This window comes from Candidatus Magnetaquiglobus chichijimensis (assembly GCF_045865675.1).
GTDB classification, from domain to species: Bacteria; Pseudomonadota; Magnetococcia; order Magnetococcales; family Magnetaquicoccaceae; genus Magnetaquiglobus; species Magnetaquiglobus chichijimensis.
The window spans coordinates 756,121-774,676 of sequence record NZ_BAAFGK010000004.1 but is presented as its reverse complement, the minus strand read 5'-3'; the positions used below and the strand labels follow the sequence as shown (position 1 = coordinate 774,676).

Annotated in this window: 11 protein-coding genes; all 11 read left to right on the top strand. The window is 63.7% G+C overall.

Annotated features, from left to right (window positions below):
- Positions 1–204: 204 nt before the first annotated feature.
- The 11 genes from cheB to ACOY6C_RS07540 all read left to right on the top strand — a co-directional run bounded on the left by cheB (position 205) and on the right by ACOY6C_RS07540 (position 18,551).
- Entirely contained in the window at positions 205–1,254 is a 1,050-nt protein-coding gene (gene cheB / locus ACOY6C_RS07590) for a chemotaxis-specific protein-glutamate methyltransferase CheB (RefSeq protein ID WP_420904875.1), read from the top strand.
- Complete coding sequence (locus ACOY6C_RS07585; RefSeq protein ID WP_420904874.1) at positions 1,251–2,765, top strand: CheR family methyltransferase; 1,515 nt, start codon at positions 1,251–1,253, stop codon at positions 2,763–2,765. The genes cheB and ACOY6C_RS07585 overlap by 4 nt, the downstream gene beginning before the upstream one ends.
- Complete coding sequence (locus ACOY6C_RS07580; RefSeq protein WP_420904873.1) at positions 2,755–5,040, top strand: hybrid sensor histidine kinase/response regulator; 2,286 nt, start codon at positions 2,755–2,757, stop codon at positions 5,038–5,040. Before ACOY6C_RS07585 ends, ACOY6C_RS07580 begins: the two co-directional genes overlap by 11 nt.
- A gap of 15 nt (positions 5,041–5,055) precedes the next feature.
- Positions 5,056–5,424: a response regulator gene (locus ACOY6C_RS07575; protein ID WP_420904872.1), complete on the top strand. Its 369-nt coding sequence runs from the start codon at positions 5,056–5,058 to the stop codon at positions 5,422–5,424.
- A gap of 322 nt (positions 5,425–5,746) precedes the next feature.
- Positions 5,747–7,423 (top strand): GGDEF domain-containing response regulator, encoded by a 1,677-nt coding sequence (locus ACOY6C_RS07570; RefSeq protein ID WP_420904871.1) that lies wholly within the window; start codon positions 5,747–5,749, stop codon positions 7,421–7,423.
- Positions 7,424–7,468: 45 nt separating this feature from the next.
- The gene (locus ACOY6C_RS07565) at positions 7,469–7,984 is read left to right on the top strand and encodes a chemotaxis protein CheW (RefSeq protein WP_420904870.1); all 516 of its coding nucleotides are present in this window, start codon (positions 7,469–7,471) and stop codon (positions 7,982–7,984) included.
- Complete coding sequence (locus tag ACOY6C_RS07560) at positions 7,981–8,385, top strand: hypothetical protein (protein ID WP_420904869.1); 405 nt, start codon at positions 7,981–7,983, stop codon at positions 8,383–8,385. Before ACOY6C_RS07565 ends, ACOY6C_RS07560 begins: the two co-directional genes overlap by 4 nt.
- Entirely contained in the window at positions 8,382–9,569 is a 1,188-nt protein-coding gene (locus ACOY6C_RS07555) for a BaiN/RdsA family NAD(P)/FAD-dependent oxidoreductase (protein WP_420904868.1), read from the top strand. The genes ACOY6C_RS07560 and ACOY6C_RS07555 overlap by 4 nt, the downstream gene beginning before the upstream one ends.
- A gap of 50 nt (positions 9,570–9,619) precedes the next feature.
- Positions 9,620–15,322: a PAS domain S-box protein gene (locus tag ACOY6C_RS07550; protein WP_420904867.1), complete on the top strand. Its 5,703-nt coding sequence runs from the start codon at positions 9,620–9,622 to the stop codon at positions 15,320–15,322.
- A gap of 20 nt (positions 15,323–15,342) precedes the next feature.
- Positions 15,343–16,398 carry an HD domain-containing phosphohydrolase gene (locus ACOY6C_RS07545; RefSeq protein WP_420904866.1) on the top strand — a complete coding sequence of 352 codons (1,056 nt, stop codon included), beginning with the start codon at positions 15,343–15,345 and terminating at the stop codon, positions 16,396–16,398.
- Between the two features lie 2 nt (positions 16,399–16,400).
- Entirely contained in the window at positions 16,401–18,551 is a 2,151-nt protein-coding gene (locus ACOY6C_RS07540; protein WP_420906101.1) for a PAS domain-containing protein, read from the top strand.
- Positions 18,552–18,556: the final 5 nt, after the last annotated feature.

The following is an 18,556-nucleotide window of genomic DNA, read 5'->3' as shown; positions in this document are numbered from 1 at the left end:
GAAGGCTTTCACCAAAGGGCCACAGTTCATGGCATTGCAGGATTCACGCCCGCGGTTATCATGAGCCGTGAAGATTTATGCGGAGAGCGTTCCATGAGCTTCATCGACTTCATGCATTCCCGGTTGCCAGGACTTGTTGTGGTCAATCCATGGAAATTTATACACTGATACAGCCTCACATGCCGTTCATCGGGAGAAGCATGCATGATTCGCGTCGTCATTGCCGATGACAGTATGATGGCCCGTCAGATTCTGCGGCAGATTCTGGAGGATGCCGGCGGGATCGAGGTGGTGGGCGAGGCGACCAACGGACGGCAGGCCGTGGAGCTGGTGCGCGCGTTGCAACCGGATCTGGTCTCCATGGACCTGGAGATGCCGGTGATGGGGGGGCTCGGGGCGATCGAGGAGATCATGTGCGCCAAGGCGGTGCCGATTCTGGTGGTGAGCAGCGCCGCCGGAGCCCGTGAGGCCCTGGAGGCCACCATGCTCGGAGCCCTGGAGGTGATCGAAAAGCCGGGTTTGGTTGGCGAGTCGGCCACGCTGTTCGTGGATAAGGTTCGTCTGTTGGCCGGGGTGTCGGTGGTCACGCGCCTGAAGTCGAAAAATTTCTCTCCCAGGCCCCCTGTGGTGCCGTTGTCTCACGACGCCTGCCATCCGTTCGTCTATCCGCGTTTGTTCGCCATCGCCTCCTCCACCGGCGGACCCCAGGCACTGGCCAGGATTCTCGCCGCGTTGCCGAGCGATTTCGCCTGTCCGGTGCTCATCGCCCAACACATCTCCGACGGCTTTGCGGGCGGACTGGTGGAGTGGCTGTCCACGGTGACCCGGTTGCCGGTGCATCTGGCCGAGGATGGGGACTCCCTGCGGGCCGGCGTGGTCCACATCTCCCCTTCGGAGATGCACCTCACGGTCACCCCGCAACGTCGTCTGGCCCTTATAAAACGGGTCGATTCGGACATCTACCGACCGAGCTGCGACCGGTTGCTCGCTTCCACCGCCGAGGTGTTCGGATCGCGTGCCGTGGGGATCATTCTGACCGGCATGGGCAGCGATGGCGCGGCGGGAATGCTGAACATCCACCGCCGAGGAGGCGTCACCCTCGCCCAGGATGAAGCCACCTCCCTGATCTACGGCATGAATCAGGTGGCCATTCTCGCCGGCGCGGTGCAACGGATCGTGCCGTTGGATCTGATCGCCCCGGAAATGGTCCGCCTGGCCCAGACCGACCTGGCGTTTGCGGAGATCGGACGATGACCCTCGATCTCGCCCCCTTCAAGGCCCTGATCAAGAACGGCTGCGGTCTGGTTTTCGAAACGAGCAACGAAGCCAATCTGGTCCGCGTGCTTCACGAGCGGCTGGGCGCCTTGAATCTTTCCCCGCGCCTCTATCTGGATCATCTGCGCGCCAGCGATCAGGAGTTTCGGGAGCTGGTCAATCGGTTGACCATCAACGAAACCTTTTTTTTCCGCGAACCCGAGCAGCTCCGGTTTCTGGTAGAACGGATCGTGCCACGTTTGTTGTCCAGGCGTCTCCGGCTTGCGCCGGTGCGCATCCTGAGCGTGGGGTGTTCGTCGGGTGAAGAGATCTATTCGCTGGTCATGGCCTTGAACGAGCACCATGGAGAGGGGATTGGCGCGCGCTTCACCTTCGCGGGCTGCGACATCGACGGCACGATTCTGGCCAAGGCGCGCCGTGGCTGTTATTCGGATTTCTCCTTTCGCGGCGTGGAGCGGCACTGGCGTGAACGTTTTTTCACCAGTCAGGACAAATCCCACTGTCTGCACGAACGGATCAAGCAGGCGGTCACCTTTCACGAGTTCAACGTGGTCACCGATCCGATTCCGACCCGGTTCAAGGGGATCGACATTCTTCTGTTCCGCAACGTCTCCATCTACTTCGATCCGGCGACGCGTCTGGAGGTGTTGCGGCGCATCGCCTCGATGCTGAACGAGGAGGGGGTATTGATCGTCGCGGCCTCGGAGACGCTGGCCAACGATCTGGGGGTTTTGCGCCTCGTGGAGGAGGAGGGTCTGTTTTATTTCATCAACGCCGCGCGTTCCGAGGAGGCGCCTTCGCCCGTGCCCCTGGTGGCGTCGCCCCCGTTGTTCCCGATTGTGGAGCCTCATCCGACGATCGGGCGCGATCCGGCGATTTCATTCCCGTTGCCGGTGGTGGACTCCCCCTCTCTGGATGCCGCGCTCCAAGCGGCCCGATCCGATGTGTCCGACGGGCGTTTCGATCAGGCGCGCCGTCTGGTGGACGAAAAACGCCACGACGAAGCCCGCACACGGCTCGATGAGCTGCTTGCCAGCGATCCGGGCCATGTCGGTGCGTCGTTGCTCCGGGCCTATCTTTTGATCGAACGTCGTGAATTCGCGCAGGCCGAAAGCGTGGCCCGCATGGCCTTGGCGAGTAATCCGGACTCCATCGATGCCCTTCTGCTGCTGGGCGTGGCCGCGAAGTGGCAGAAAAAGAGCCACGAGGCGATTGCCTGGTTCAAGCAGGCGGTCTATCGGGCCCATCACTGCTGGCCGGCCCATTATCATCTGGCCGAACTGCACCGTTTCGGCCACGAATTCGAACGGGCGCGGCACGGCTATCGGGTGGTGTTGCAACTGCTCTCCGAGGGGGGCGGAGAAACCGGGTTGAATTACCTGCCGCCGGGGCTGCCATTGGCCGAGGTGCGATTTCTGAGCGCCCATCAGCTGGAGAAGATGCGCGCGGTCGGTTCTTCTTCCGGAGTCATGGCGACCCATGGCCCTTGACCTGAAAAAGTTCATCACCCGCTTCGTGGAAGAGGCGCGGGACCATATCCGGCAGTTGGGCGAAGGGGTGGCATCCCTCGAGTCGGGGGATGCCGGCGTGGTGCATGCCATGTTCCGTTCCGCGCATACGATCAAGGGATCGGCGCGCATGCTCAAGCTGGATCCGATCACCGAAACCGCCCATCGGGTCGAGGATTTTTTCGCCAGTCTGCGCGAAGGGCGGGTGCGTTTCCAGGCCGAGTCGGGTGAATGTCTGCGTCAGGCGCTGGATGCGCTCTCCGCTCAGGTGGACATTCTGGCCGAAACCCCGGATGGGGCGCGGCTGGCGCCATCCGATCCGGGGTTGTTGGCCACCCTGATCCGTCTGGCCGCCGAGGAGTCCCCGTCCGTGGCGCCGGAGAGCGTCCCCGCCCAGACCAACCCGGAGCCGGTCGTCTCGACGGGCGTGCCGGAGCGTTCCGACTCCCCGGCCCCGCCCGGGTCGGATGTCCGCTCAACGCCGCTCCCGCCGCCCCCCTCCCCCGTCGTCACGCCGGACCGGGCGCCATCCAAACCGGAGGGGCCGCGCGAGGAACCGCGTTTGAAAAACGTCGAGACCGTGCGCGTGCGGCTGGAGAAGCTCGACGAGTTGATCAAGCTCATGGGGGAGCTGCTCTCCAGTCACGCCCGCATGCGCCAGAGGCTGGTGGAGATCGCCACCCTGGATCGACAGTTGGCCACCAGCGGCCTGGACGGTTCCGTGACGGTTCCGTTGCATCTGTTCGCGGGACGGTTGCGCGAGGATGTGCTGGATCAGGAGTCGCTGATGACCGAGCTGCACGACAAAACCCTGATGATGCGCATGTTGCCGTTGGCGGTGATCTTCGAGCCCGCCCAACGGTTGGCGCGGGATCTGGCCCGTTCGGTGGGCAAGCAGGCGATGTGTCAGACCCGTGGCGCGGAGATCGAGCTGGACCGACGCATCATCGACAAACTCTCCGATCCGTTGATCCATGTGATCCGCAACGCCATCGATCACGGTCTGGAGACCCCGGATATCCGTCTGGCCGCCGGCAAGCCGGCCCAGGGACGGTTGACGTTATCGGCGCGCCAGGAGTCGGGACAGGTGGTGATCGAGATTCAGGACGACGGGGCCGGGATCTCCCTGGAGCGGATCCGGGCCAAGGCGCTGCGCATGGGGTTGGTGAACGAGGAGAGAGTGGCGGCGCTCACCGAGCGCGAAACGCTGGATCTGATCTTTCTGCCCGGTTTTTCCACCACCACCTTCGTGACCGACCTTTCCGGGCGCGGGGTGGGCATGGACGTGGTGCGCCAGACCGTGCTCGAAGAGTTGCGCGGGGCCATCGAGATCGATACCGTGGCGGAGGTGGGCACCACATTGCGGTTGCGGGTGCCGTTTTCGCTGGCGATGATGCGGGTGCTGCTGGTGGAGGTGAACGGAGCCCATTACGGCTTCACGGCCCGGCATGTGGGCGCGATCCGGCGTCTGTCCCGCTCGGCGGTGTTCTCCCTGGGCGATCGCGATATGGTGATCCTGGGCAATGAGTTCGTGCCGTTGCTCCGGTTGAGCGAACTGCTCGACGCGCCGGGAGCGGTCAGCTCCGGTTCGACGCCCCGCACCCATGCGGAGGAGCCGTTCGGGATGCTGGTCGTGGTACTGGCGATTCGGGATGAAAAACTCGCCCTGGAGGTCGATGACCTGGTGGATGAGCACGACATGGTGATCCACCCCATGCCGGAGCTGCTTCGGATGGCGCCGTTGGTGTCGGGACTGGTGGTCACGGGTGAGAACGCCCTGGTGAGCGTGTTGCATGCCCCTGGTTTGCTGGAGCGGGCGAGACGTTTGCGGGGTGGCCATGTGGCGACGATTCCGGAGCGTCGCGAGCCGGGACACGACCGGGTTCTGGTGGTGGACGACTCCCTGAACACCCGTGAGATCGAAAAGGACATGCTCGAGGCGTGCGGTTTTCGGGTCACTCTGGCCGAGGATGGCCTGGACGGTTTGCGGCATGCGTTGGCCGAGGAGTTCGACGCGGTGCTGACCGACGTGGAAATGCCGGGCATGGATGGTTTTTCGCTCACCGAACGGTTGCGGCGCGAGGATCGCTATCGGGACAAGCCGATCATCATCCTGACCTCCCGCGACCGGGAGGAGGACAAGCAGAGGGGCATGCGCGCCGGCGCGGATGCCTATATCGTCAAGGGGGATTTCAGTCAAGGTAACCTGGTGGATACGCTGCGCACCCTGTTGGGGTGGCGTGGTCACGGGGGATGAGGGAGGAGTCGGGACATGCGCATTCTGGTGGTGGATGACGATCCGGTGGCCGGGGAGATGTCCCTGGCGGTACTCGAGGGGTTGGGGCACGAGGTGGAATGGGTGGAAAATGGTCTGGATGCCTTGCGGGCGCTTGACACGGGTGGTGAATTCGCGATGATCATCAGCGACATGAATATGCCGCTGCTCTCCGGGATCGATCTGTTTCGGGAGTTGCGGGAGCGCGGGGACGATCGTCCCTTCATCCTGCTCACCGGGGATGATCCGGAAGGCCCCCTGGCCAAAGAACCGCGTCTGGATGGGTGCATCACCAAGGACTTCACCCTGGAAGAGAGTCTCTCCAGGGTGATCGACGAGGTGCGGGCGCGCCGCCGCGAGCTTTAGCGACAAACGCTTGATAGCTTGCATGATGGGGGATCCCCTCACCCCCGTACCATGGACCTCCCCTTCGGGAGTTCCATGATCCTTTGCATGATGGGGGGGAGATCCCTTCATCCCCCCGTACCATGGACCTCCCCCTTCGGGAGTTCCATGATCCTTTGCATGATGGGGGGAGATCCCCTCACCCCCCGTACCATGGACCTCCCCCTTCGGGAGTTCCATGATCCTTTGCATGATGGGGGGGGAGATCCCCTCACCCCCCGTACCATGGACCTCCCCCTTCGGGAGTTCCACGGTAAAACAGCCTGGAAAGTTGGATGATTTGATGGGAAAGGGACTGTCATCGGTGCAAGAGCGGATCAACCGGCTGCGGGCGGGGTTTGTCGATCAGTTGCCGGAACGGATCGCCCAGGCGCGGGGAAGCGTGGAAACCCTGAAAAGGCGCCCGGATGACCCCGGCGCGCGCGAGGAGTTGCACCGCTTTTTTCATGGCATCAAAGGCACCGGACGTTCGTTTGGTCTCAAGGAGTTGGGGGTGGTCGCCGCCCAGGGTGAGGCGTGGGTCACGCGTCACGATGCCGGGGAGGATGCAATGTCTCCCGAGGCGTGGCTGGAACAACTCGAGGAGTATCTGAACCTGCTCTCCTCCATGGCCGGGGAGATCGGCAACACCCAGCGACAGACTTTGCCTCCCGCGTTGGAGTGTCAATGTCCCGTGGCGGGCGAGAGCGACGAGGATGGTTTGGAGCGGCGCGGACGGGTGGTTTACGTCTGCGATGACGACAAGTTGATGCTCGACCAGCTCTCCATGCAGCTGCGCTGTTTCGGTTTCAAGGCCGTGACCTTCGTCGATACCCGTTCCCTTCGGAACGCGGTCATGAACCATCCGCCCGACGCGGTGATCATGGACATCATGTTCCCTTCCGGACACGATGCCGGCACCGAAGCGGTGTTCGCGCTGCAACAGGAGATCGGACGGGAAATTCCGACCATTTTCCTCTCCTCACGCACCGATTTCAGCGCGCGCCTGGATGCGGTGCGCGCTGGCGGGGATGCCTATTTTCTCAAGCCGGCGCGCACCTTGGAACTGGTCTCCTCCCTGGATGAGCTGACCACGCCCCGTCAGACCGATCCGTTCCGGATCCTGGTGGTCGATGACGAACCGGAGATCGGCGCGTATCACGCCCTGATCCTCGAGGGGGCGGGGATGGTGACCCGCTGTCTGCACGATCCGGGGCGCATCCTGGAGGAGTTGCGCGAGTTTCGTTCCGATCTGGTGCTGATGGACATGTACATGCCCGCCTGCAACGGTCGCGACTTGGCGCGGCTGATCCGGCAGATTCCCGATTACGTCGGGTTGCCGATCGTTTTTCTGTCTGGCGAGACCGATCGCAAGAAGCAGGATTCGGCCATGCGCATCGGCGCGGAAGGTTTCTTGACCAAGCCGGTCCAGCCTGCGGATCTGATCACCGCCGTGGCGGTGCGCGCCGAACGGATGCGCACGTTGCGCTCCCTGATGACCCGCGACAGCCTGACCGGGCTGTTCAACCACACCACCACCTCGCAACTCTTGGACAACGCCATCGCCAGCGCCCAGCGCACCGATGCCACGCTCTGTTTCTCGATGATCGACATCGACCATTTCAAGCTGGTCAACGACACCCATGGTCATCCGATGGGCGATCAGGTGATCATGGCTCTTTCGCGGGTTCTTCAACAACGGTTGCGCAATTCCGACGTGGTGGGACGGTACGGCGGCGAGGAGTTCGCGGTCATCCTTCAGGATGTCTCGTTGGAACGGGCGGCACGTTTGATCGATGATCTGCGGCTTGATTTCGGCAAGCTGGTCTTTCAATCGGCCCAGGGGAGTTTTTCATGCACCTTTTCCGCCGGTGTCGCCAGCCTCACCCAACACAGTTGTCTGGAGACCTTGCGCGAGGCGGCGGATCGGGCGTTGTATCTGGCCAAGCATCACGGTCGCAACCGTGTGGAGGTGGATTGACCGACGATGCCCCCAACTGTCGCAGAGATCCGAGGACCGTTTCGCATGCAACCCACCCTGGATGAGATGCTCGCCCAACCCCGCCCCTCCCGTGACGCCATCGTCTCCGTGGACGAGGAGACAAGCAAGTGGGTGATCTTCGAGCTGGCCGGAGAGCGTTTCGGGTTCCAGGGGGAGCGGGTGCGCGAGATTCTCGCCCGTGCGCGGGTCTTCTTCGTGCCCGGATGTCCGCCCAGCATGGAAGGGGTGATCAACGTGCGCGGGGATATCGAAACCGTGATACGTCCCCACGCGCTGTTGCAATTGCCGGAAGGGAGGGAGGAACCGGGACGCGCCTCGACGATTCTCATCGGTCGTGGCGACGGGATCACCAGCGGCATTCGCGTCGATCGGGTGGTGGATCTGCTCGATCTGCCGCAAAGCGCCATCCAGCCTCTGCCTGTCACCCTGCCCGAGGCGTGGCGGAGTTTGGCCGTCGGCGTGACCCGCCACGACGAGCGGGCGGTGACCCTGCTCGATCTGGTCCTGCTGCTTGCCGCCTACGCGCGTGGACTCGGATGAACGATGCCGCCACCCTGGATGTGGTGCGCTTTCTGGCGGGTGGTCATCCCATGGCCCTGCCGGCGGGTCAGGTGCGCGCCTGCCGTCCCATCGCCCCCGGATCCGAGTCGGAGGTCACCCCCATCGAACCCCTCCTGGGGCTCGATCGTCCGGATGCAACCGCCGATCACAGGCTTCTGGATGTGGCGCGCGGCGGTACGATCGTCACCTGGCGGGTGGGCGGACCGGTCACCCTGCATGCCCTCTCCCGAGGCGATATCCATCCCCTGCCCCCCCTTCTGGCCGCGCGTCTGGCCATCTCTGGCCCGCGCGCCCTGGCCCTGCTGTTGTCCGAAGGCGATCCGAACCCCGCGCCGATCCTGTTGATCGACGCGGAGCGGATCGAATCGTCCCCCCGGTGACTGACCAATCCCAGTGGGATCTGATCGTCCTCGGCGCCGGCGCCTCGGGGTTGATGTGCGCCGCGACAGCCGGAAAACGCGGACGCCGCGTGCTGGTTCTCGACCACGCCCGCCGCGCGGGCGAGAAGATCCGCGTCTCGGGTGGCGGACGCTGCAACTTCACCCATCTGGAGAGCCAACCGGAACGCTACCTGGGAACCGATCCCGATTTTCCGCGCGCTGCCCTGAATGCCTACACCCCGCGCGATTTTCTGGCCCTGCTCGCCCGGCACCGGGTCGCGCATCGGGAGAAGGCCCCCGGCCAGCTCTTTTGCGACGGCTCCGCCGAAACCATCGTCGCGGTGCTTCTTGAGGAGTGCCGTCGCGCGCGGGTGACCATCGTCCCCGGCACTGAAATCCGCCAGGTGGAACGGGTGGATGAACGGTTCGTGGTCACCACGGCCAAAGGCGCGGAGAGGGGCGCCGCCCTGGTGGTGGCCCTGGGCGGACGATCCATGCCCAAGCTCGGCGCCACCGGTCTCGGTCATGCCATCGCCCGTCAGTTCGGCCTCAAGATCACCCCCTTGAGACCCGGTTTGTGTCCCCTGAACTTCAACGGTCCGTGGCTCGAAGCCTGTCGCGACTGGAGCGGCATCTCTCTGCCCGTTTCGATCGCGAGCCCACGGGCACGCTTTGCCGATGATCTGCTTTTCACCCACCGGGGTTTGAGCGGTCCGGCCATTTTGCAGATCTCCTCCCATTGGTTGCCCGGAGAGCCTCTCGATATCGATCTGGCCCCTGGAATCGACCTGGCCGCACGACTTCTGAAGGCGAAACAGACCGAATCCAGGGTGTTGCCGCGTACCGTATTGTCACGCTTCTTGCCTAAACGACTGGCATGTCGGAAAATGGAGATGCCAGAGGTGGAGGTTCCATTGGCTGGAGTCGGCGACAAGGTGTTGCGGGAGTTGGCCGACACATTCCATCATTGGCGCGTCGTGCCGATCGGCACCGGCGGTTTCGAACGGGCCGAGGTGACGGTCGGTGGCGTGGATACCCGCGCCATCGATCCCGTGACCATGGGGTGTCGCACGGTGCCGGGACTCTTTTTCGTTGGCGAGGTGTTGGATGTGACCGGATGGCTCGGGGGGTACAATCTGCAATGGGCCTGGTCTTCGGGACACGCGGCGGGTCGCGCGGCATGAATTCCAGGCGCGGAACGGGGTATGGGATCACGGGAGGACCGGGTTGGCTGATGCTGGTCTGGCTCCTGATCGGATCGTTTCTCCCTGTCTCCGCGAGCCTGGCCGGCGAAGAGCGCACCTTGCATGCCGATCTGCGCCATCGACCGCCGGAGATGATCGTCGATGGGGCGTTTCTAAGCGGTCCCTTGAAGGATCTGCTCGACGAGGCCGCCGCCCGCTCCGGCTGGCAGGTCGAATGGCACGCCATCCCTTTTCCGGAGAGTCTGGAACGGCTGAAGAAAGGGACCGTGGATGTGGTGCCGCGCGTGATCCGCACCCCGGATCGGGAACCGTATGTCCAGTTCCTGGGACCGGTCAGCTCGCAGCGCAAGGATATCCTCTTCATGGTCCCCAAGGGCCGCGAGGCGAGCGTCACCGATTACGAGGATCTGGTCGGAAAACGGATCGGCATCAAGAAGGATACCGCCTATTTTGCCCGTTTCGATGGCGACGCCTCCTTGCGGAAGGTTCTCTCCGACGGCAGCGATTACGCCCTGGCCCGGGATCTGATCGAAGGACGGGTCGATACCCTCGCGGTCCTCGATCAGGGGGCGCTGGAGAGCGCCATGACCGGCTTCGGTTTTTCCGGCTTTGGCTACGCCTTTTTCCGGCATTCTCAAGTCCTGGACAACTATTACGGCTTTTCGAAGTTCTCCCGGAACGCCGAACTTGCCAACGGCCTGAGCGCCACCTTGCAATCCATGGCCACCTCCGGTCGGGTGGCGGAGATCTACGCCAAACACCAGCTTAAGGTGGAGACTCTCTCCCAGGAGAGCATCCTGTTGACCGAGGGGGAGAAGAACTGGCTGGCCAACCATCCCGGTCCCCTCAAGGTGTCGATTCCCGCCCCCTGGCCGCCGATCGCCTATCCCGATGAACAGGGTCGGCTCCAGGGGATCGCCATCGACACCTTGAAAACCATCGGCGAGCGGCTCGGCATCGTCTTCGAGGTGGTCGCGGATTCTGGAAAATCCCCTGGCGCGGATCTCACCCTGCTCATCGACCGCCAGTCGAAGATCCCCACCGGACTTCATGTCACCGATCCGCTGCTCGCCATTCCCCAGGTGATCATCACCCGTCAGGATGCCCCTTTCCTCGGCAGACTGGAGGGGTTGCACCACCGGCAGACACGGGTGGTGAACGGCTCCCGTGCCCATGCGGAGCTGCTCAAGGAGCATCCTGCCATCCGGCTGGAGATCACGGAGACCCTGCCGGAAGGGTTGCGACAGGTCTCCAACGAAGAGGCCCACGCCTTTGTCGGGGATCTTTTCGAAAGCATGCACGAGATCCAGAAGGGCGACCTGAACAATCTCAAGGTGGCCGCGCACACCCAGTTGACCAAGGAGGTGCGGTTCGGCGTGGCTGCGGACCGACCGGAGCTGGCGGCGATTCTCAACAAGGCCCTGGCCGCGATGAGCGATCGCGAACGCAACGCCATCCAGAACGCCTGGCTCAACATCCGGATCGAAATCGGCACCGACCTCTCGACCATTCTGGCCTGGGCCAGGCCTGCGGTCGGCGGAATCGTCCTGCTGTTTCTCACCTTCATTTTCTGGAACCGACGTCTGAAACGGGAGGTGCGGCAGCGGCGCGAGATCGAGGCGAGCCTGAACGCCGCCCTGGCCGGTGGCGAACTCGGGGTGTGGGATCTGGATCCACGCACCAGGATCATGCGCGTCAACAGCCGTGGAGAGAAAATGCTCGGGTTTCCTCCCGCCGGGGTGATCTCCCGGGATGAGTGGATCGCCAACATCCATCCCGATGACCGGCCCAGGGTGCGGGAGATGGATCGCGCCATCCTGAACGGTGAAACCACCCGTTACGAGGTGGAGTTCCGCGCCATGACCCAGGATGGCGGGGAACGGCTCCTGCTGGCCCGTGGCGCGGTGATGGACAAGGATGACCGGTGGGGAACGCCGACGCGGGTGGTGGGGACGATTCAGGACATCACCCAACGCCGGGCCATGGAGGATGCCCTCACCGAGTCCGAGGCGCGCAGCCGGTTGCTGCTTACCTCGGTGACCGATGGCATCATCGGCATGGATCGGTCGGGTCGGATCACCTTCGTCAACCCCGCCGCGCTGGCCATGCTGGGATTCACCGAAGAGGAGTTGGCCAATGCTCCGCTCCACGAAACCATCCACCACACCCGTATCGATGGCACGGCCTATCCTGCCGGGGAGTGCCGTCTGGCCCGCTCCTATCGGGAGGGAGAGACCTGTCACGTCGATGGCGAGATGTTCTGGCGCAAGGATGGCTCCGGTTTCTTCGTCGAATACACCGCCGTGCCCATGTGGCGCGAGGCGGTGCTGATCGGCGGGGTGACGGTGTTTCGCGACATCTCGGCGCGCATGCGGGAGCAAAAAAGGCTGCTCACCCTGTCCAATGCGGTGGAGAACAGTCCGGTGAGCGTGATCATCACCAATCCTGCCGGGATCATCGAATACGTCAATCCCCAGTTCACCCGTGTCAGCGGATTCTCCGCCCAGGAGGCCATCGGGCGGTCGCCGAACATTCTCAACGCCAGCATCCAGGATCGGGCATACTACCGCCATCTCTGGTCCACGATCCACTCCGGGCAGGTCTGGCGGGGCGAAATCTTCAACCGCAAGAAGAACGGTGAGCTGTTCGTGGAACAGGCATCGATCTCGCCGATCCGGGACGAAAACGACCGGATCACCCATTTCGTGGCGGTCAAGGAGGATATCACCGAACGCAAGCAGGCCGAGGAGAAGTTGGCCCTGGCCAACTACCTGAGTGAAAACGCGCTCGATCTGACCAAGGCCGGTCACTGGCATCTGCCGTTGCCTCTCGATGAGTTGGGGCACTACAACGCCTCGGAGCGGACCGCGCGCATCTACGGCGATCCGCCGCGCGAGGGGTGGCGTTACCGCTGGGTCGAAGAGTGGTTCGCCAACGTCCAGGCCGGCAACCGGATGGCCGCAGAGACCACCTGGAGCAACTTTCAGGATGCCTTGGCCGGACGCGTGCCCCGTTTCGACGCGGTTTACGCCTACAAGCGTCCGAGCGATGGCCGCGTGGCCTGGTTGCACACCATCGGTCATCTGGTGCGCGGACCCTCCGGGGATCCCACCGACATGTACGGCGTGACCCAGGACATCACCGATACCATGCTCACCACCCTGGAGATCGAACGGCAGCGTGCCACCATGCGGGCGCTGATCAACGCGATCCCGGATCCGATCTGGTACAAGAATCCGGAAGGGGTCTATCTGGATTGCAACGAGGCCTTCGCGGCGCGGGTCGGCAAACCGGTGGATCGGATCATCGAACGCACGGACCACGAACTGCTCGAACCCGAGATCGCCGACCGGTTCCGTGCCAGGGAGCAGGCCACCCTGGCGGATCTCAAGCCCCAGACCGACGAAGAGTGGGTGGTCTATCCGGATGGGCGCCGGGTTCTTCTGGAGGAGGTTCGCACCCCGTTCTGGAACGAACATGGACAGTTGTTGGGGATTCTGGGGATCAGCCGCGACATCACCGAACGCAAGCAGGTCGAGGAGAAGCTGCGCGAGAATCTGGCGTTGCGGGATCGGATGGCCGATGTGGAGCGGTTCAACCGGTTGGCCCTGGGGCGCGAACAGCGCATCATCGAGTTGAAGTATCTGGTCAACGCCATGGCCAAGGAGCGCGGACGGGAGCCGATGTTCCAATCCCCGGAACAGGATGACCTGCCAGAATCCGCGGAGCCGTCCACCGACGAGCTGTTTCAGCAGCGTCTGGCGGCCTTGAGTCTGGCCGAGGATGCGGAGCGGTCGCGGGTGGAACTGGAGGCCTACAAGGAGCATCTGGAGGAGCTGGTCGATGAGCGTACCCGCGAGTTGACCGTGGCCATGGGCAAGGCCCAGGCGGCGGCCAAGGCCAAGAGCGACTTTCTGGCCAACATGAGCCATGAAATCCGCACCCCGATGAACGCCATCATCGGCATGACCCATCTGGTGTTGCGCACCGAACTGAACGACAAGCAGCGCAACCACATCCAGAAGGTGGAGGGCGCGGCCAAGAATCTGTTGGGGATCATCAACGACATTCTCGACTTCTCCAAGATCGAGGCCGGCAAGATGAACGTGGAGCAGGCCGACTTCTCGCTCAAGGTGGTGCTGGATCATGTCAACGACATCTCGCTGCTCAAGGCCCGTGACAAGGGGTTGGACCTGGTGTTCCGGATCCCCTCCACGGTGCCGGATGCCCTGATCGGCGATGGGATGCGGTTGGGACAGGTGTTGACCAATCTGGTCAACAATGCCATCAAGTTCACCGAAAAGGGTCGGGTGTTGGTGGCCGCGAGCCGTATCGCCGACGAAGATGACCATGTGCGGTTGCGGTTCGCGATCACCGATACCGGCATCGGCTTGAGCCGGGAGCAGATCGGCAGGCTGTTCGAGGCCTTCTCCCAGGGGGATGGCTCCACCTCGCGCCGATACGGCGGCACCGGACTGGGATTGAGCATCAGCAAACGGCTGGTGGAACTCATGGATGGCGAAATCGGCGTGGAGAGCGAGCCGGGTGTGGGCAGCACCTTCCATTTCACCGCCCGATTCGGGCTCCGGCATGTGACCTGTAGGGCGGAGCCCGCCAATTTCCAACCCGACGGGGAGATTCCGGAAGCGGCTCGCTCCGCTCTGATGGGCCGGCATCTGTTGTTGGTGGAGGATCACCCGGTCAATCGGGAGCTGGCCCTGGAGTTGCTGCAACTGGCCGGAATCCGCGTCGAAGTGGCGGTCAATGGCGCCGAGGCCCTGACCAGGCTCGACCAGGGGAGCTTCGACGGGGTGTTGATGGATTGCCAGATGCCGGTGATGGATGGGTACGAGGCCACGCGCCGGATCCGCGCCAATCCCAGATTCGCGGATCTGCCGATTCTGGCCATGACCGCCAACGCCATGGTCGAGGATCGCGAGAAGTGTCTGGCGTGCGGCATGAACGACCACATCGCCAAGCCGCTGGATGTGTCGCAACTCTTCGTCACCCTGGCGCGCTGGATCCGGAGCGAACGGCAAGACATGCCCCCGTCCCCGGTCGAACCTCCGTCGCTTGCGCCCACCCCGCCGCCCGCCGCGCCCACGGTTCCCCATCTGCCCGGCGTGGATACCGCCCAGGCCCTCAAGCGCATGGGAGGCAGTCACAACCTGTTGCGCAAGATGATCGTCCGATTCCGTGAAACGCAGGCCTCGTTCGTCACCCGTCTGGATGCCGCGCTCAAGGATCGGGAGTTGATCATCGCCATTCGCGAAACCCATACGCTCAAGGGGTTGGCCGCCAATATCGGCGCCACCGATCTGGTCGAGAGGAGCCGTGAGGTCGAAGAGATCCTGAAAAAAGGCGGGGAACTGGAGGGGGTCGTCGAGGCGCGCGCTGCCCTGGATACGGAGTTGACCCGCATTGTGCGCGCCATCGATGCGGCGATGGAGGAAAACGGCCCCCCTCCTTCTCCCCCGTCCCCCCCTTTGGCGTCCGCGTCGGTCACGGTGGATCGGGAGGAGTTGGCCACCGGAATGAGCGAATTGGCCGTCCTGCTCGGAGAGTACGACTCAACGGCCAGCGGCAAGGTGTTGGGAATCTCCGAAAAATTGGGCGCCATGGGCATGCATCGGGAGGCGGATCGTCTCAAGCGGTTGATCGATCAATACGAGTTCGAGGATGCTCTGGACAAATTGCGGGAAATCGCCCAAAATTGCCAAATCAAGTTGTGATCCCTCTACCAAGATAGCCCATGTCCACGCACGCCCCTCTGCCGCGGACCATCCTGCTGGTGGACGACATCCCGGACAACATCACCGTGTTGACCGAGATGCTCACCCCCCCGTACCGCACCCGCGTCGCCACCCAGGGAGCGATCGCCTTGCGCATCGCCGCTTCCCCCAATCCGCCCGATTTGATCCTCCTGGATATCATGATGCCGGGCATGGATGGTTACGAGGTGTGCCGTCGTCTCAAGGAGAACCCGGATACCCGCCGGATTCCGGTGATCTTCATCACGGCCCTCGACGAACTGGAGGACGAACGGATCGGGCTGGAACTGGGCGCGGTCGATTATCTGACCAAGCCGATCCGACCCACGATCGTGCTGGCGCGGATCAAGACCCATCTGGCGTTGCGGGACCAGACCCTCGAGTTGGAACGACTGGTGGCCGAGCGGACCGCCGACCTGGAACGCACCCGCCGGGAGATCATCATGCGTCTGGGTCGGGCGGCGGAGTTCAAGGACAACGAAACCGGCCATCATGTCATGCGCATGAGCCACTTCGCCCGTCTGCTCGGACGGGCCGCCGGCATGGGCGAGGAGAGCGCCGAACTGCTCTTCAACGCCGCTCAGCTCCACGACGTCGGCAAAATCGGCATTCCGGACCATGTGTTGCTCAAAAAGGGCCGACTCGAAGGCGACGAGTGGGCGATCATGAAGCGTCATCCGGAGATGGGGGGCGCGATCATCGGGGAACACGACGACGACCTGCTCAAGACCGCGCGCATCCTGGCCCTGACCCACCACGAAAAGTGGGATGGCAGCGGCTATCCCGAGGGACTCGCGGGGGAGTCGATCCCCCTGGTGGGCCGGATCGTGGCGATTGCCGATGTCTTCGATGCCTTGACCGCGGAGCGTCCCTACAAACCGGCCTGGGAGATCGAGGATGCGCTCTACTACATCGAATCCCAGGCCGGCATCCATTTCGATCCACGGCTGGCGCCTTTGTTCCGGTCACTGCTCCCGGATATCCTCGCCATCCGGGCGCGATTCGCCGACACACCTCCTGCGGATATCGCCCCGTGACCATGCCATCCCCCATCCCCGCATCGGTTGACCCCCTCCCCTCCGAGTCTGGGGAGGTGGGGCAGAAGTCGCGTTTTGATGCCGGTTTTGTCCCTGCCCTGTTGGCGCGACTCGGCAGATCGGTCCCCATGCTCGTGCTGATCGCCGCCCTCGGGGGGATCATGCCGTTCTACTGGCTTCAGGCCCGTCCGCTCGCCGAAACCAACGCTTTTTTGCATCAGCAGGTCGTTGCGGATCGGGTGACACGGGAGTTCGCGGCCATGGCCGAGCAGATCGATGCCCTGCTGCTGTCGATTCGCGATCTGGCCAGGGATGGACGGATCAGCCTGGATGACACACCCGGCCTCAATGGTCTGCTCATCCCGATTATTCAGAGTCACGGACTGATCAGCAGCTTTCATCTGGCCGGCGATGGGGCACGGGAGACCATGCTGCTCAAGAGTCCGGAAGGATGGAAGAACCGGCTCTCCGATCTGAACAGGAATCCCAGGCGTCACCAGTGGCTTACCTGGCAAAATTCCCGCACTCCCGCCGGAGAGGAGTGGCGCGAACAGGATTACGACATGCGCAAACGCCCCTGGTTCGCCGGCGCCTTGTCCACCCCGGAGGATCAGGTTCACTGGACCGAGCCCTACATCTTCGCCACCACCAGGGAACCCGGCATCACCGCCTCCACCAGCTGGTCGGATCGGGCCAGCGGCCAGCGTTTCGTGGTGGCCTTCGATGTGCTGCTCAACGACATGTCGCGCATGACCACCCGGATGCGCTTCGGCAAGCGGGGATACGTGGCCCTGCTGGCCGCGGACGGCAAGGTGCTGGGTCTGCCGGGCGAGGAGCGTTTCGCGAATCGCGACGTCGTGCTTCAGTCCGTGCTGCGCGAATCCGGTAAGATCGGTCTGCCGGTCCTGGCCGAAGCCCTGCGGCTGGCCGCGAACAGCGACGATCGCGAAACCTTCCGGATCCCTCCCGAGATCGTCGGACAGGAAGAGGCCTGGCTGGTCGGCCTGCACCCCTTCATGGTGCATCAACAGAAATTCCGGGTGGCGACCTTTGCCCCGGAAAGCGAAAGCCGGGTGATCTCGGGCCATCTGTTGTCGGTTTTGCTGGGGGTGATGGGGGCCATTGCCCTGACCGCCATGCTGGCTGCGCGCGCTCTGGTGAGTCGTGTCCGCAAACCGCTTCTGCGGGCCTTCGCGGAGCTTGAGTCCAACCATGCCCGTCAGCGGCAATTGACCGCCCGGAGCGTTCTGGTCGGCGAGATTGTCACCCGTCTGCAACAGGCGCACACCCCCCTGGAGCTGGGCCAGACGCTTCTGTCGTCGCTGGCCGCGCCCCTGAATCTGGGACTCGGACTCATCTGCCTCTGGAACGAAGCGGAACAACGACTCGTTCCCCTGGCCCGTTACGCGGGAATCGGCGGCACGCCGGAGGAGACGGCCCGTCCCGTTGGCGCGCTGCTGAGGCAGTGTGCCCTGGAACGACGTCCGTTCACCCTCGACAGGCCGGGCAGAAGCTATTTCCACATCCGCTCCGGGCTCGGGGACAGCGTGCCGGGCACCATCCTGCTGCAACCGGTGATGCATGCCGGTCGGCTCTTCGCGGTGCTGGAGTTGGCCATGTTTCGCCCACTGACCGACGAGGATCATGCCCTGCTGGGTGAGTTGCAACCCACGGTGGCCATGAGTCTGGACATCCTGTTGCGCGCCGAGCGCACCGCGGAACTGCTGGCCCAGGCCACCGCCGCCGAGGAGTGGAGCCGGCAGATTCTGGGCGCGGTCGAAGGGGGCATCCTGGGGGTGGATGCCACAGGTCGGATCATCTTCATCAACCGGTCGGCCCTGGCCATGTTCGCCATGCCCGAAAATTCGGCGATCGGCCTGGCGATCGTCGATCTGTTCCATGCCAGCGCCGAGGAGCATCCTGCCTCCGGCGAGACGCCGATCGATCGGACCCTGCGCGATGGTCGCCCGCGTACCCGGCAGGAGGTACGCTGCCGACGTCGCGACCGGACCCCGTTGCTGGTCGATTACGCCTGCACCGCGATCGAACGGGATGGGCGGATCATCGGCGCGGTGGTGACCTTCGAGGAGAGCGAAACCACCGCGCCCGGTCCGGCGCGGTCCGGTGACTCCGAATCCGGGTCGGCGGGGTGAGCGGC

Coding starts and splice junctions, on each gene's coding strand:
- ACOY6C_RS07540 (WP_420906101.1), top strand. CDS start 16,401: ATGCCATCCCCCATCCCCGCATCGGTTGACCCCCTCCCCTCCGAGTCT.
- ACOY6C_RS07570 (WP_420904871.1), top strand. CDS start 5,747: ATGGGAAAGGGACTGTCATCGGTGCAAGAGCGGATCAACCGGCTGCGG.
- ACOY6C_RS07575 (WP_420904872.1), top strand. CDS start 5,056: ATGCGCATTCTGGTGGTGGATGACGATCCGGTGGCCGGGGAGATGTCC.
- ACOY6C_RS07585 (WP_420904874.1), top strand. CDS start 1,251: ATGACCCTCGATCTCGCCCCCTTCAAGGCCCTGATCAAGAACGGCTGC.
- ACOY6C_RS07565 (WP_420904870.1), top strand. CDS start 7,469: ATGCAACCCACCCTGGATGAGATGCTCGCCCAACCCCGCCCCTCCCGT.
- ACOY6C_RS07550 (WP_420904867.1), top strand. CDS start 9,620: ATGCTGGTCTGGCTCCTGATCGGATCGTTTCTCCCTGTCTCCGCGAGC.
- ACOY6C_RS07560 (WP_420904869.1), top strand. CDS start 7,981: ATGAACGATGCCGCCACCCTGGATGTGGTGCGCTTTCTGGCGGGTGGT.
- cheB (WP_420904875.1), top strand. CDS start 205: ATGATTCGCGTCGTCATTGCCGATGACAGTATGATGGCCCGTCAGATT.
- ACOY6C_RS07580 (WP_420904873.1), top strand. CDS start 2,755: ATGGCCCTTGACCTGAAAAAGTTCATCACCCGCTTCGTGGAAGAGGCG.
- ACOY6C_RS07545 (WP_420904866.1), top strand. CDS start 15,343: ATGTCCACGCACGCCCCTCTGCCGCGGACCATCCTGCTGGTGGACGAC.